This window comes from Thermus parvatiensis (assembly GCF_001535545.1).
Lineage (GTDB): Bacteria > Deinococcota > Deinococci > Deinococcales > Thermaceae > Thermus > Thermus parvatiensis.
The window spans coordinates 1,306,920-1,319,050 of record NZ_CP014141.1 but is presented as its reverse complement, the minus strand read 5'-3'; the positions used below and the strand labels follow the sequence as shown (position 1 = coordinate 1,319,050).

Annotated in this window: 11 protein-coding genes, 1 other RNA gene and 1 pseudogene; 6 read left to right on the top strand and 7 right to left on the bottom strand. The window is 67.5% G+C overall.

What is annotated here, in order from left to right; genetic code table 11:
* Genes AV541_RS07210 through rimP form a run of 5 tightly spaced genes read right to left on the bottom strand, consistent with a single transcriptional unit; the run spans position 1 to position 3,894 of the window.
* Positions 1 to 279 (bottom strand): hypothetical protein, encoded by a 279-nt coding sequence (locus tag AV541_RS07210; protein WP_060384595.1) that lies wholly within the window; start codon positions 277 to 279, stop codon positions 1 to 3.
* 4 nt (positions 280 to 283) lie between these two features.
* Complete coding sequence (gene infB / locus AV541_RS07205; RefSeq protein ID WP_060384594.1) at positions 284 to 1,999, bottom strand: translation initiation factor IF-2; 1,716 nt, start codon at positions 1,997 to 1,999, stop codon at positions 284 to 286.
* Positions 1,968 to 2,243, bottom strand: coding sequence for a YlxR family protein (locus tag AV541_RS07200; RefSeq protein WP_008632084.1), 276 nt, complete (start codon positions 2,241 to 2,243; stop codon positions 1,968 to 1,970). The genes infB and AV541_RS07200 overlap by 32 nt, the downstream gene beginning before the upstream one ends.
* Positions 2,240 to 3,403, bottom strand: coding sequence for a transcription termination factor NusA (gene nusA, locus AV541_RS07195; protein ID WP_060384593.1), 1,164 nt, complete (start codon positions 3,401 to 3,403; stop codon positions 2,240 to 2,242). The genes AV541_RS07200 and nusA overlap by 4 nt, the downstream gene beginning before the upstream one ends.
* A 17-nt stretch (positions 3,404 to 3,420) precedes the next feature.
* Positions 3,421 to 3,894 carry a ribosome maturation factor RimP gene (rimP, locus tag AV541_RS07190; RefSeq protein ID WP_011172800.1) on the bottom strand — a complete coding sequence of 158 codons (474 nt, stop codon included), beginning with the start codon at positions 3,892 to 3,894 and terminating at the stop codon, positions 3,421 to 3,423.
* A gap of 113 nt (positions 3,895 to 4,007) precedes the next feature.
* Here rimP and ssrA point away from each other — a divergent pair.
* The 6 genes and pseudogenes from ssrA to pdxT all read left to right on the top strand — a co-directional run bounded on the left by ssrA (position 4,008) and on the right by pdxT (position 9,778).
* Positions 4,008 to 4,356, top strand: a transfer-messenger RNA (tmRNA) gene (ssrA, locus tag AV541_RS07185).
* A gap of 160 nt (positions 4,357 to 4,516) precedes the next feature.
* Positions 4,517 to 5,656, top strand: a complete 1,140-nt coding sequence (locus AV541_RS07180; RefSeq protein ID WP_082709694.1) for a M23 family metallopeptidase — start codon at positions 4,517 to 4,519, stop codon at positions 5,654 to 5,656.
* A 92-nt stretch (positions 5,657 to 5,748) separates the two neighbouring features.
* Positions 5,749 to 6,630: a pyridoxal 5'-phosphate synthase lyase subunit PdxS gene (gene pdxS / locus AV541_RS07175; RefSeq protein WP_014510110.1), complete on the top strand. Its 882-nt coding sequence runs from the start codon at positions 5,749 to 5,751 to the stop codon at positions 6,628 to 6,630.
* Positions 6,611 to 6,981 (top strand): annotated as a pseudogene (locus AV541_RS07170) (ArsR/SmtB family transcription factor). Before pdxS ends, AV541_RS07170 begins: the two are co-directional and overlap by 20 nt.
* A gap of 31 nt (positions 6,982 to 7,012) precedes the next feature.
* Positions 7,013 to 9,067, top strand: coding sequence for a heavy metal translocating P-type ATPase (locus tag AV541_RS07165; RefSeq protein WP_060384590.1), 2,055 nt, complete (start codon positions 7,013 to 7,015; stop codon positions 9,065 to 9,067).
* A 132-nt stretch (positions 9,068 to 9,199) separates the two neighbouring features.
* Positions 9,200 to 9,778, top strand: coding sequence for a pyridoxal 5'-phosphate synthase glutaminase subunit PdxT (gene pdxT, locus AV541_RS07160; protein WP_060384589.1), 579 nt, complete (start codon positions 9,200 to 9,202; stop codon positions 9,776 to 9,778).
* Positions 9,779 to 9,934: 156 nt separating this feature from the next.
* Here pdxT and asnS read toward each other — a convergent pair whose 3' ends face one another.
* A complete protein-coding gene (gene asnS / locus AV541_RS07155; protein ID WP_060384588.1) occupies positions 9,935 to 11,251 on the bottom strand; it encodes an asparagine--tRNA ligase in 1,317 nt (438 codons plus the stop codon).
* 63 nt (positions 11,252 to 11,314) lie between these two features.
* Complete coding sequence (locus AV541_RS07150) at positions 11,315 to 12,130, bottom strand: HAD family hydrolase (protein ID WP_008632098.1); 816 nt, start codon at positions 12,128 to 12,130, stop codon at positions 11,315 to 11,317.
* Position 12,131 lies beyond the last annotated feature (1 nt).

Below are 12,131 nucleotides of genomic sequence, written 5' to 3'. Positions count from 1 at the left end.
CTAACCCCCCTCCAGCTGTAGCCGGGCGAAGAGGAGGAAAAGCTTTTCGGCCTTGGCGAAGCCCTCCTTGGCCTTCGGCCTGAAGGCCGGGGCCTTGGGCTTCGGCAGAAGCCCCCTTCGCGCCTCCGGCACGGGCAGCGCCGGGAGGAGGGGGCTTCGTTCCTCCTGCTTCGCCAGGACGGGCCCTGGGGCGAAGAGGCCCTCCGCGCCCTTGGGGGCCTTAGGGAGGCGCTCGGCCCCGTAGAGACAAAGGGCGAGGAGGAAAAGGAGGCGGAGCATGGTCTTAGGCGGGGACCTCCACCATTTGGAAGGCCTCGATCACGTCCCCTTCCCGGAAGTCGTCAAACCCGTCCAGGCCGATGCCGCACTCGTAGCCCTGGGCCACCTCCCGCACGTCCTCCTTGAAGCGCTTGAGGCTGGCGATGCGCCCCTGCCAGATCACCTGGCCGTCCCTCAGGACCCGCACCTCGGCGTTCCGCGGGATCCGGCCCTGGGTGACCATGCACCCCGCCACCTGCTTGCCCGTGGGGAGGCGGAAGATGGCCCGCACCTCGGCCTGGCCCAGGACTTCCTCTTTGTACTGGGGCTCCTTCTGCCCCTTGACCATGTTGCGGACCTCGTCCACCAGGTCGTAGATGATGCGGAAGGTTTTGAGGAGGACCCCCTTCTCCTCCGCCTTCTTCTTCACCGAGCCCGGCGGGTTCACGCCGAAGGCCAGGATGGCCGCGTTCGCCGTCTGGGCGAGGAGGACGTCGGATTCCGTGGGGGCGCCCACTTGGGCGAGAAGGATGTTGATCTTCACGTCCTCGGTGCTCTCCCGGGCCAGGATATGCTGGATGGCCTCTAAGGAGCCCTGGGTGTCGGCCCGGAGGATGAGGTTGAGCTCCTTCTTCCCCTCCTCCTGTATGGCCCGGAGGAGCTCGGCCATGGTCCGGGGGCGGCGGGCCTTCTCCTCCTCCTCCCGCGCCCTCCTCTCCTCCTTGCGCTCCTCGGCGATCTCCTTGGCGGCCTCGAGGTCCGGCACCCACTCCACCACATCCCCGGCGTGGGGAAGCTCCTGGAAGCCCAAAACCTGGACGGCGCTTCCCGGCCCCGCCTCCTTGCGCTGGTTGCCGTCGGCGTCCATCATGGCGCGGATGCGGCCCCAAACCTCCCCGGCCACCACGTAGTCCCCCACCCGGAAGGTTCCCTCCTGGACGAGCATGTTGGCGATGATGCCTGCCTGCTTGTCCAGCTTGGACTCCAGGATCACCCCCCGGGGCTCGGCGTTGGGGTCGGCCCGGTAGTCTTCCAGCTCGGCGAGGAGGAGGATCATCTCCAGGAGGTCCTGGACCCCCTGCCCCGTCTTGGCGCTGATGGGGATGACGATGGCGTCGCCGCCGTACTCCTCGGGGACGAAGCCCCGCTCCATGAGCTGCCGCTTCACCTTCTCGGGGTCCGCCTGGGGCAGGTCGATCTTGTTGATGGCGAAGATGAGCTTGGCCCCTGCGGCCTTGGCGTGGGCGATGGCCTCCTCCGTCTGGGGCATGATGCCGTCGTCGGCGGCGATGACGATGACGGCGATGTCCGCCACCTTGGCCCCACGCTGCCGGATGGTGGTGAAGGCCTCGTGCCCCGGCGTGTCAATGAAGACCACGGTGCCCTGGGGCGTTTTCACCTCAAAGGCGCCCACGTGCTGGGTGATCCCCCCGGCCTCCTTCTCGGCGATGCGGCTTTTGCGGAGATAGTCCAGGAGGGTTGTCTTCCCGTGGTCCACGTGGCCCATGATGACCACCACGGGAGGGCGCCGGGGAAGGCTTTTGCGGCGTTCCTCCTCGGCAAGCTTCTCCTGGAGTCCCCGCTGCTCCTTGACGAGCTCCCGCACCGCTTCTGCGTCCTTTTCCTCCAGGGTGGAGGCGTGGGATTTGTAGGCCACCCCCATCTGGTCCAGGAGCTCTAAAAGCTCCTGGGTTTCCATGCCCAGCTCTTTAGCCAGCTGGTAGATCCTTACCTTGGCCATCTTCACCTCCTAGGTAAGCGACCAGGGCCTCGGCCAAGGCCCTGGCCTTGGCCCCGGCGAAGCGCCGGAGCCGCTTTTCCGAGCGGCACTCGGGACTGTCGGGGCAGACGTAAGCCCCCCGTCCCGGCCGCTTGCCGCTCGGGTCGATGACGAAGCCCTCCTCCGTGACCAGGATGCGGAGAAGCTCCCCCTTGGGCCGCCTCCGGCGGCAGGCCACACACATGCGGATGGGGACGTGCTTCATCCGAGGTCACGGAAGAGCTTCTCAAACTCCTCGCGGGCCTTCCTTTCCCGGGCCTCGGCCTCCTCCTCGGCGGCGCGCCGCAAAGCCTCGTCCAGGTCGGAGATCTCCGCCTCCTCAAAGTGGATGTCGTACCCGGTGAGCTTGGAGGCCAGGCGGACGTTCTGCCCCCCGGTGCCGATGGCCAGGGAGTGCTGGTCCTTGGAGACCTTGACCCGGGCCTTCTTGGCCTCGGGGTCAAGCTCAATAGAGCCCACCTGGGCGGGAGAGAGGGCGTTGCGGATGAACTCCTTGGGGTCCTTGGACCACAGGATGATGTCCACCTTCTCCCGGCCAAGCTCGGCGGAGACCGCCTGGATGCGCTGGCCCTTGTGCCCGATGCAGGCCCCGATGGGGTCCACGTTGGGGTTGTGGCTCATGACCGCCACCTTGCTCCGGCGGCCGGGCTCCCGGGCAATGGCCTTGATCTCCACGATGCCTTCGGCGATCTCGGGCACCTCCTGCTTGAGGAGGTGCTCCAGAAGCTTCTCGTGGGCCCGGCTCACCAGGAGGGAGGGGCCCTTGGCGGACTTGTCCACCTTTTTCAGGTAGACCTTGATCCGCTGGCCAGGGTGGTACTTCTCCGTGGGGATCTGCTCGCTCCGGGGAAGGTAGGCCTCGCCCCGGCCCAGCTCCACGAAGACGTTGCCCCGGTTGTCCACCCGGGTGACCACCCCGGTGAGGACCTGCCCTTCCTTGTCCTTGTACTCGTTGTAGATCCGGTTGCGCTCCGACTCCTTGAGGCGCTGGGTCAGGATCTGGCGCAGGTCCTGGATGGCCATGCGGGAGAGCTCCTCCGGGTTGATGGGGAACTCCATCTCGTCCCCCACCTGGACCTCGGGGTCGTACTGGAGGGCCTCGGCGAGGGCGATTTCCTTGTCGGGGTCCTCCACCTTCTCCACCACCCGCCGGACCTCCACCATCTCAATGCGGCCCGAGTCCGGGTCAATGTAGACGTCCACCTCGGGGCCTTTCCCCTGGTCAATCTCCTCCTTCCTGTACCCCTTTTGCCGCTTGATGTAGGCCTTGCGCAGGGCCTCCTTGAAGGCCTCCAGGATCTCCTCCACGCTGACCCCGCGCTCCAAGGCCAAGTGCTGCATGGCTTCCACGAACTCCCTGTTCATCCCGTTTCTACCTCCTTTTATCTAGGCTCCTCGGGCCACTCCGCCAGGTTAGCCCGGAAGGTGCCGATCCTAAGGCGCCGCTCCTCGTCGCCCACCTGGAAGACCACTTCTTCCCCCTCCACCCGGAGGATCCGCCCCGTGAAGCCCTCGGGGCCCGGAACCTTGGCCTTAAGGCCCTGGAACCGCTCAAAGTGCCGCCGGGTGAAGAGGGGCCTTTTGGGCCCCGGGGACTCCACCAAAAGCCGGTAGCTTCCCGGGATGGGGTCCTCCCGGTCTAGGGCGGCCTCGATGTGGCGGCTCGCCTCCTCCAGGTCGGCCACGGTGATGGGGCGCTCGTCCTTCCGCTCCAGGCGGACGAGGAGCTCGCCCCGGGCGAAGTGGACCTCGAGGACGTCCAGCCCCAGGGGCGAAACCGCCTCTTCCACCAGCTGCCAAAGGTCCACGGTCACCTCCCCGCCCCCTTCACAAAGGAAGGGTGGGTTTACACCCACCCCCGCCCTTGGGAGCACTGCCTTTAATTTACACCCTCCCCCTCCTTGACTACAACCCCTTTAGTCCGGTATACTCAAGGCTGGTCCGGTCCGAGCCCGGCCTGAAAACCCGTGGGGGTGAAATGGTCTCGACGGGGGTCGTCGAAGGCGTGGCTGCGCGCCGAGGTGCGGGTGGCCTCGTAAAAACCCGCAACGGCATAACTGCCAAGCCTGAGCTTCGTCTCGCGGCTTAATGACCGCGACCTCGCCCGGTAGCCCTGCCGGGGGCTCACCGGAAGCGGGGACGCAAACCCGGCTAGCCCGGGGCCACGCCCTCTAACCCTGGGCGAAGCTTGAAGAGGGCTCGCTCCTGGCCGCCCGTCCGCGGGCCAAGCCAGGAGGACATGCGAAACGCGGACTACGCGCGTAGAGGCCCGCCGTAGGGACCTTCGGACGGGGGTTCGACTCCCCCCACCTCCACCACAAAGGGGCGCCTTCGGGCGCCCCTTGCCTTTTGGGGCGGGGCCCCTGGTAAAATGCGGGCGGCTTTAGGGCCTCCTGGAGGTGAAGCTTGCGGTTTGTCCGAGGGGTATTGTGCGTTGGGGTATTGTGCGTTATGGCGCTCCTGCCCGCGGCGAAGGGCATGGAGGTCAAGGTCCTTTCCCCCATCCCCCGGCCGGAGCCCAAGGCGGTGGAGGTCCCCCCGGCCCCCCACAAGGTCTGGGTGGTCTACGAGGTGAAGCCCGAGGACGCCTTGGAGGCCATCGCCAGGCGCTTCGGGGTGGATCCGCGGCACATCCTCTGGTCCAGCGGGCTGAAGAACGCCAGGCTCTACCCCGGCCAGCGCCTTCTCATCCCCATCGTGGACGAGGAGGCGGATGCTCCTCCCAGGCTTCCCCCCGGGGTGGAGGCCTACCGCGTCCGGCCCGGGGACACCCTGGAGGCCATCGCCAAGCGCTTCGGGGTGAGCCTTCTGGACCTCGTTTCCGCCAACCCGACCCTAGAGAGCCTGGACCGGCTGGTGGTGGGAAGCGAGCTTTACATCCCTCAGAAGGCCCAAGGGCTCGTGGTGGCCTTGGGGGAGGGGCAGACTCTCTTGGACTTGGCGGAGCGCTTCGGCCTTTCCCCCGTGGAGCTCGCCCGGGCGAACGGGGTGAAGGACCCCCTGGCCCTCCGCCCCGGGGACCGGGTCCTCATCCCGGGGGTCCAGGCCAAGACCACCTACGAGCGCCTCCTCGCCAAGCAGGAGGCGGAGCGGAGGGCCCGCCTCGAGGCCGAGCGCAAGCGCCAAGAGGAGCTTAGGCGCTTGGCGGAGGAGCGCAGGCGGCAGCAGGCCCTGCGCCAGGCCCAGACCCGTCAGGCGCAGGCGGTGCGCCCTCAAGTGCGCCGGGTGAGCTACCGGGAAGGGGGGATGCGCTGGCCCCTTTTCAGCTTCCGCATCACCACCTATTTCGGAGGGCGGACGCCCTTCCAGCGCTTTCACACGGGGCTTGATTTGGCCGCCCCCACGGGCACGCCCATCTACGCCGCCAAGGCGGGCCGCGTGGAGGTGGCGGGCTGGAGCTCGGTGGGCTACGGCTTCCACGTGGTCCTGGACCACGGGGGTGGCCTGGAGACCCTCTACGCCCACATGTCCCGCATCGCCGTGCGCCCCGGGCAGTGGGTGGAGGCGGGGGAGGTCGTCGGCTACGTGGGTTCCACGGGCTGGTCCACGGGGTCCCACCTCCACTTTGAGGTACGGGTCAATGGCATTGTTAAAAATCCTTTGAGTTACCTGCCCTAAGGGGGGGCTCCAGGGCCCGGGGGTGCAAGGCCCCCGGGCTTCGTAAAGGCCCCTTGACCTTGGGAGCGGTAAGCTTGAGGATGGAGGGCGGGATGGAGAAGGGAACCTTCCAGATCAAGACGGGCTTTGCCGAGATGTTCAAGGGCGGGGTGATCATGGACGTGACCACCCCGGAGCAGGCGGTGATCGCCGAGGAGGCGGGGGCGGTGGCGGTGATGGCCTTGGAGCGGGTCCCCGCCGACATCCGCGCCCAGGGGGGCGTGGCCCGCATGTCCGACCCCAAGATCATCAAGGAGATTATGGCTGCGGTGTCCATTCCCGTCATGGCCAAGGTGAGGATTGGGCACTTCGTGGAGGCCATGATCCTCGAGGCCATCGGGGTGGACTTCATTGACGAGTCCGAGGTGCTGACCCCCGCCGACGAGGAGCACCACATTGACAAGTGGAAGTTCAAGGTGCCCTTCGTCTGCGGGGCGAGGAACCTGGGGGAGGCCCTGAGGCGCATCGCCGAGGGGGCGGCCATGATCCGCACCAAGGGGGAGGCGGGCACGGGCAACGTGGTGGAGGCGGTGCGCCACGCCCGCACCATGTGGAAGGAGATCCGTTATGTCCAGTCCCTCAGGGAGGACGAGCTCATGGCCTACGCCAAGGAGATCGGGGCTCCCTATGAGCTTGTGAAGTGGGTCCACGAGCACGGCCGGCTTCCCGTGGTGAACTTCGCCGCCGGCGGCATCGCCACCCCCGCCGACGCCGCCCTCATGATGCACCTGGGCATGGACGGGGTCTTCGTGGGGAGCGGCATCTTCAAGTCCGGGGACCCCAAGAAGCGGGCCCGGGCCATCGTGCGGGCTGTAACCCACTACAACGACCCCGAGGTCCTGGCCGAGGTCAGCGAGGACCTGGGCGAGCCCATGGTGGGCATCAACCTGGACCAGCTCAAGGAGGAGGAAAGGCTTGCCAAGCGGGGCTGGTAGGGCGGTTTGCGGGGTCTACGAGGTCCACCCGAGCGGGTGGAGGTGGCCCGCGCCGCCCTGCCCGAGGAGGAGGTTTTGCAGGAGGCCACCCTCCTCCTCAAAGCCCTTTCCGACCCCACCCGCATGCGCCTCCTCCTCGCCCTGAAGGCGGCGGGGGAGCTTTGCGTGTGCGACCTGGCCCTTTTGGCGGGGGTTTCTGTTTCTGCGGTGAGCCACCAGCTTAGGCGCTTGCGCCAGGCCCGGCTGGTGGCCTTCCGCCGGGAGGGGAAGCAGGTCTACTACCGCCTGGCCGACGCCCATGTGGCCCGCCTGTTGGAGCTGGCCTTGGAGCACGCAGAAGAAAACACTTGACCATTAGCTCAAATGATGCTACCCTAGGGGCATGGAGGCTCCTAAGGTGCGCGTTTTTCGTGTGGAGGGCATGGACTGCGCCGATTGCGCCAGGAAGGTGGAAGATGCCCTGAACCGGGTCCCTGGGGTGGTCAAGGCGGAGGTGAGCTTCCAAAGCGGCAAGGCCTACCTCCAACTGGAGGTCCCCCAGGCGGAGGAGGAGGCCGCCCGGGCCCTTTCTGCTCTGGGGTACCGCCTCCGTCCGGAAGGGAAGGAGAAAGGGGGGTTACCTGGGCCCTGGCGCTGGGCCTTGGTTTCCGGAGGGCTTCTCCTGGCGGCCTTTTTGGCTTCGCTCTTCCTCCCCGGCCTAGCCCCTTGGGGCTATCGGCTGGCGGCCTTGATAGGGGTTTTCCCCCTGGCTCGTCGTGCGGTGGCTACGTTCCGGCAAAACCCCTTCAGCATGCAAACCCTGGTTACGCTGGCTACCCTGGGAGCCATGCTCATCGGGGCGGAGGCCGAGGCGGCGCTGGTGGTCTTCCTCTTCCTCGTGGGGGAGGTGCTGGAGGCTTATAGCGTGGCCCAGGCCCGCAGGTCCCTTTACGCCCTTTCCGAGCTTCTTCCCAGGCGGGCCTACCGCCTGAAGGAGGGTGGGGTGGAGGAGGTGCCCCTTAAGGCCTTGAGGGTGGGGGACCTGGTGAGGGTGCCCCCGGGGGAGCGGGTACCGGCCGACGGGGTGGTGGTGTCTGGACAGGCTTCCGTGGAGGAGGCCGCCTTCACCGGGGAGCCCTTGCCTAGGCCCAAGGGGATAGGGGACCGGGTTTACGGGGGCAGTCTGGTGCAGGAGGGGAGCTTGGTGGTAAAGGTGGAGCGCCATCCCGAGGAGGGCTTCCTGGCGGAGATGGAACGCCTGGCGGAGGAGGCCTTGCTTAAGAAGAGCCAGGCGGAGCGGGTGGTGGATGCCTTTAGCCGCCGCTACACCCCGGCGGTCCTGGCCCTGGCAGGCTTCGTGGGCCTGGTCCTTCCCCTTTTCCGGGGGGATTTCCTGGGGCATGTCTACAAGGCCTTGGGCCTTATCCTCATCGCCTGTCCCTGCGCTCTGGTGGTGTCGGTGCCTGCGGCCATCGCCGCAGGGGTGGGCCGGGGAGCCAGGGCGGGGGTGCTCTTTAAGAGCGGGGCGGCCCTGGAGCGCTTGGCTGGGGTTCGCTACGTGGCTTTGGACAAGACGGGAACCCTGACCCTGGGAAAGCCCACGCTGGTGCGGGTGGTTACCTTTGGGGTTTCGACGGAGGAGGCCTTGGCCCTGGCGAAGGGGGTGGCGGAGGGTTCCTCCCACCCCTTAGCCCGGGCGGTGCGGGAGGCTTCGGGCCCCAAGGCCTTGCCCTCGGAGGAGCATCGGGCGGTGCCGGGCCTCGGGGCCTTCGCTCGGGTGGAGGGGAAGGAGGTGGGTTTGGTGCGGCCCGAGGCCTGGGACCTGCCCCCGGAAGTAGAGGCCCAGGTGAAGGCCTTGGCGGAGGAAGGCTTCAGCCTTTCCCTCTTGGTTAGGGAGGGGGTTCCCTTGGCCCTCTTGGCCTTCCAGGATACCCCCCGCCTCGAGGCCCGGGAAGTCTTGGCCGAACTGCGCCGACTGGGCCTTAAGCCCCTCCTGCTTACCGGCGACCGGGAGACCTCTGCTTTGGCTTTGGGCACGGCCATAGGGCTTTTTCCTGAGGAAATCCGGGCTGGCCTTTCTCCCGTGGACAAGCTCCGCCTGGTGGAGGAGTTGGCAGGTAGGGGTGGCGTGGCCATGGTGGGGGATGGGGTGAACGACGCCCCAGCCCTGGCCAAGGCCACGGTAGGGCTTGCCGTGGCCGAGGGCACGGAAGTGGCCCTGCAGAGTGCAGACGTGGGGCTTCTGAGCCTTGCCGCCTTGCCCCGGGCCTTCCGCTTAAGCCGCATGACCATGGCCGTGGTGCGGCAAAACATCGCCCTGGCGGTGGGCCTTAAGGGGGTTTTCCTCCTGAGCACCCTCCTGGGGCTTACGGGGCTTTGGGCTGCGGTCCTGGCCGACAGCGGGGCTTTGGTGCTGGTGACGGCGAACAGCTTGCGCCTCCTGAGGAGCAGAGTATAGTTGACCCATGCCCAGGCGCAGGTATCCCAGGCTTCTGGAGCAGTTCCTTGCGAGTGAGGCCAAGGTGGGGGTGCCCTCCGCTTCCCTTCTGGCGGGGGGCTTCCCTTGACAGGGCGGGAGCCTAAGTCCAGGATGAGGGGCGTGGTTGGCGTTTTGGCCCTACAAGGCGATTTCCGCGAGCACAAGGAGGCCCTCAGGCGGCTTGGGGTGGAGGCCAAGGAGGTGCGCAAGCCCGAGCACTTAGAGGGCCTAAAAGCCCTCATCGTGCCTGGGGGCGAGTCCACCACCATCGGCAAGCTGGCCCGGGAATACGGAATCGAGGACGAGGTGCGCAAGCGGGTGGAAGAGGGTTCCCTGGCCCTCTTCGGCACCTGCGCCGGGGCCATATGGCTTGCCCGGGAGATCCTAGGCTACCCCGAGCAACCCCGCCTGGGTGTCTTGGACGTGGCGGTGGAGCGGAACGCTTTTGGCCGCCAGGTGGAGAGCTTTGAAGAGGACCTCTTCATCCGGGGCTTTTCCGAGCCCTTCCACGGGGTCTTCATCCGCGCCCCCCTCTTTCGCCGCCTGGGGGAGGGGGTGGAGGTGCTGGCCGAGCTTTCCGGCTTCCCCGTCTTGGTGCGGCAGGGGAAGGTTCTCGCCAGCAGCTTCCACCCCGAGCTTACCCAGGACCTAAGGGTTCACCGCTACTTCTTGGAACTGGCCGGGGCCTAGTGCCCGTAAACCAGGCTGGGTAGCCAGGTGGCGAGCCCAGGGAAGAGCATCGCCAGGATAAGCCCTGCAAGTTGCAGCAACAGGAAGGGTAGCGCTGGAGAACACAAAACCCCCGTGGCTGTCAAGAGCCAGGGGGTGTGTTCCGCTATGCCGAACCTAGGGGCGCATGCGGGTGTACATTCGGGGGAAGGGGATGGCTTCCCGTACGTGGCTTAGGCCGCAGATCCAGGCCACAGTGCGCTCGAGGCCCAGGCCGAACCCCGAGTGGGGGACGCTGCCGAAGCGGCGGAGGTCCAGGTACCAGTCGTAAACCTCCTCGGGGAGGCCGAACTCCCGGATCTTGCGCTTAAGGAGCTCCAGATCGTGGATCCTCTGGCTGCCCCCGATGATCTCCCCGTAGCCCTCGGGGGCGAGGAGGTCGTCGTTTAAGACGAGCTCGGGGTCTTCGGGGTCCGGCTCCATGTAGAATGCCTTGATCTTTGCGGGGTAGCGCTCCACGAAGACCGGGCGGTCAAACTGCCGGCTTAGGGCGGCCTCGTGGGGGGCGCCGAAGTCCTCGCCGTAGGGAAGGGGGGGTACCTCGGGGTCTTGCTCCGCCAGGCGGTTCACCAGGGCTACCGCCTCCTTGTAGGTGAGGCGGGGGTAGTTCCCTTCCGCGGCGGGTTCCAAGGCCTTGGGGTCCCGCCCGAGCATCTCCAGCTCCTTGGCGCGCCGTTCCAGCACCCGGGCTACGAGGTAGCGCACCAATTCCTCCTGGAGGGCCATGTTCTCCTCGTGGGTCATGAAGGCCACCTCGGGCTCCACCATCCAGAACTCCAAGAGGTGGCGCCGCGTCTTGGAGCGCTCCGCCCGGAAGGTGGGGCCGAAGGTGTAGACCTTGGCGAAGGCCAAAGCTCCCGCCTCGGCGTAAAGCTGCCCCGACTGGGAGAGGTAGGCCTTCTCCCCGTCAAAGAGCTCCACCTCAAAGAGCTCCGTGGTGCCCTCCACGGCGCTTGGGGTGAGGATGGGGGCGTCAAAGCGGAGGAAGCCCCTTTCCCCGAAGAACTCGTGGATGGCCCTTTCCAGCTCGTCGCGGATGCGCATCACGGCGAAGGGGCGGCGGTGGCGGAGCCAGAGGTGGCGGTAGTCCATGAGGAAGTCAATGCCGTGCTCCTTGGGGCCGATGGGGTACTCCCCCTGGGGGCGGCTCACCACCTCGAGGCCCCGCACGGCGAGCTCAAACCCCCCCGGGGCCCTCCGGTCCTCCCGCACCCGGCCCCACACCCTTAGGGCGGTTTCCTGGGGGAGGTGGTCCGCTTCCCGGAAGACCGCCTCCGGCACCTCCCCCTGGACCACCGTGGCCTGGAGGAAGCCGGTGCCGTCCCGGAGGATGAGGAAGTGGATCTTGCCCTTGGAGCGCCTCTGGTAGAGCCAGCCCCTGAGTTCCACCTCCTGGTCCACGTGGCGGGCGATCTCGTCAATGAAGACGCGCATACCCCTCCCAGTCTACGCGTTTGCCGGGCGTTTATCCCCTTGGGCCTTCCGTGAGGGCCTTTCCTAACCCCGGAGGAGGCGGAGGGCCTCGGCCAGGCCGCAGGCCTCCACGGGGGCGACCACCCTTTGGGCCGCCCGCTTCACCGAGGGGGGAGCGTTCCCCATGGCGATCCCCACCCCCACGGCCCGGAGGAGCTCCAGGTCGTTCTCCCCGTCTCCCACCATGGCGCACTCCGACAGGGGGAGGCCGTAGGCCTCGGCCACAAGCCGGGCGGCGCTGAGCTTGCTCACGCCCTCCTTGGTGAGGGAGACGAAGCGGACCCCCGGCATCTTGGGGCTTTCCGCCACGTGGGCCTGAAGTCCCGGGGGAAGCGCCTCCAGAAGCCGCTCCACGGGGGCTTCCCCCTCGGCCAGGACCTGGAGGCGCACCAGGGGGGAGGAAAGGCGGAGGAGGTCGGCCCCTTCCGCCTCCACCCCGAGGAGGCGCTGGTGGGCCTCGAGGAGGGGGCTATCCCCTTCCACGAAGAAGCCCCCGTCCGCCGTGTAGCCCTCGAGGGGAAGGGCGAGCCTGCGGGCGAGCCGGACGGCCTCCCGGGCCGCTTCCTCCGGCAGGGCCTCCACGTGGAAGGGCCTCGCGGGGGGCTCGTGGAGGTCCTCTTCCAAGGCCAGGACCACGGCCCCCGACTCGTAAACGTGGAGGCCCGTGGGGGCGAGCCTCCGGGCGAGGAGGAGGGCCTCTCCCCGGCCGGGCCGGCCCGTGACCAGGGCGAAGCGGACCCCCAGGGCCTTCAGGGCCTCCACCTCGGGCCAGACGCAGGGGGGCACCCCCTCCCGGCCCACCAGGGTGCCGTCCACGTCCACGAAGACCAGGCGGACCATG

What these genes read in the sequence shown, in the direction of transcription:
- AV541_RS07210 (WP_060384595.1), bottom strand. Translation starts at nt 279, where the DNA reads ATGCTCCGCCTCCTTTTCCTCCTCGCCCTTTGTCTCTACGGGGCCGAG.
- infB (WP_060384594.1), bottom strand. Translation starts at nt 1,999, where the DNA reads ATGGCCAAGGTAAGGATCTACCAGCTGGCTAAAGAGCTGGGCATGGAA.
- AV541_RS07200 (WP_008632084.1), bottom strand. Translation starts at nt 2,243, where the DNA reads ATGAAGCACGTCCCCATCCGCATGTGTGTGGCCTGCCGCCGGAGGCGG.
- nusA (WP_060384593.1), bottom strand. Translation starts at nt 3,403, where the DNA reads ATGAACAGGGAGTTCGTGGAAGCCATGCAGCACTTGGCCTTGGAGCGC.
- AV541_RS07180 (WP_082709694.1), top strand. Translation starts at nt 4,517, where the DNA reads ATGGAGGTCAAGGTCCTTTCCCCCATCCCCCGGCCGGAGCCCAAGGCG.
- pdxS (WP_014510110.1), top strand. Translation starts at nt 5,749, where the DNA reads ATGGAGAAGGGAACCTTCCAGATCAAGACGGGCTTTGCCGAGATGTTC.
- AV541_RS07165 (WP_060384590.1), top strand. Translation starts at nt 7,013, where the DNA reads ATGGAGGCTCCTAAGGTGCGCGTTTTTCGTGTGGAGGGCATGGACTGC.
- pdxT (WP_060384589.1), top strand. Translation starts at nt 9,200, where the DNA reads ATGAGGGGCGTGGTTGGCGTTTTGGCCCTACAAGGCGATTTCCGCGAG.
- asnS (WP_060384588.1), bottom strand. Translation starts at nt 11,251, where the DNA reads ATGCGCGTCTTCATTGACGAGATCGCCCGCCACGTGGACCAGGAGGTG.
- AV541_RS07150 (WP_008632098.1), bottom strand. Translation starts at nt 12,130, where the DNA reads ATGGTCCGCCTGGTCTTCGTGGACGTGGACGGCACCCTGGTGGGCCGG.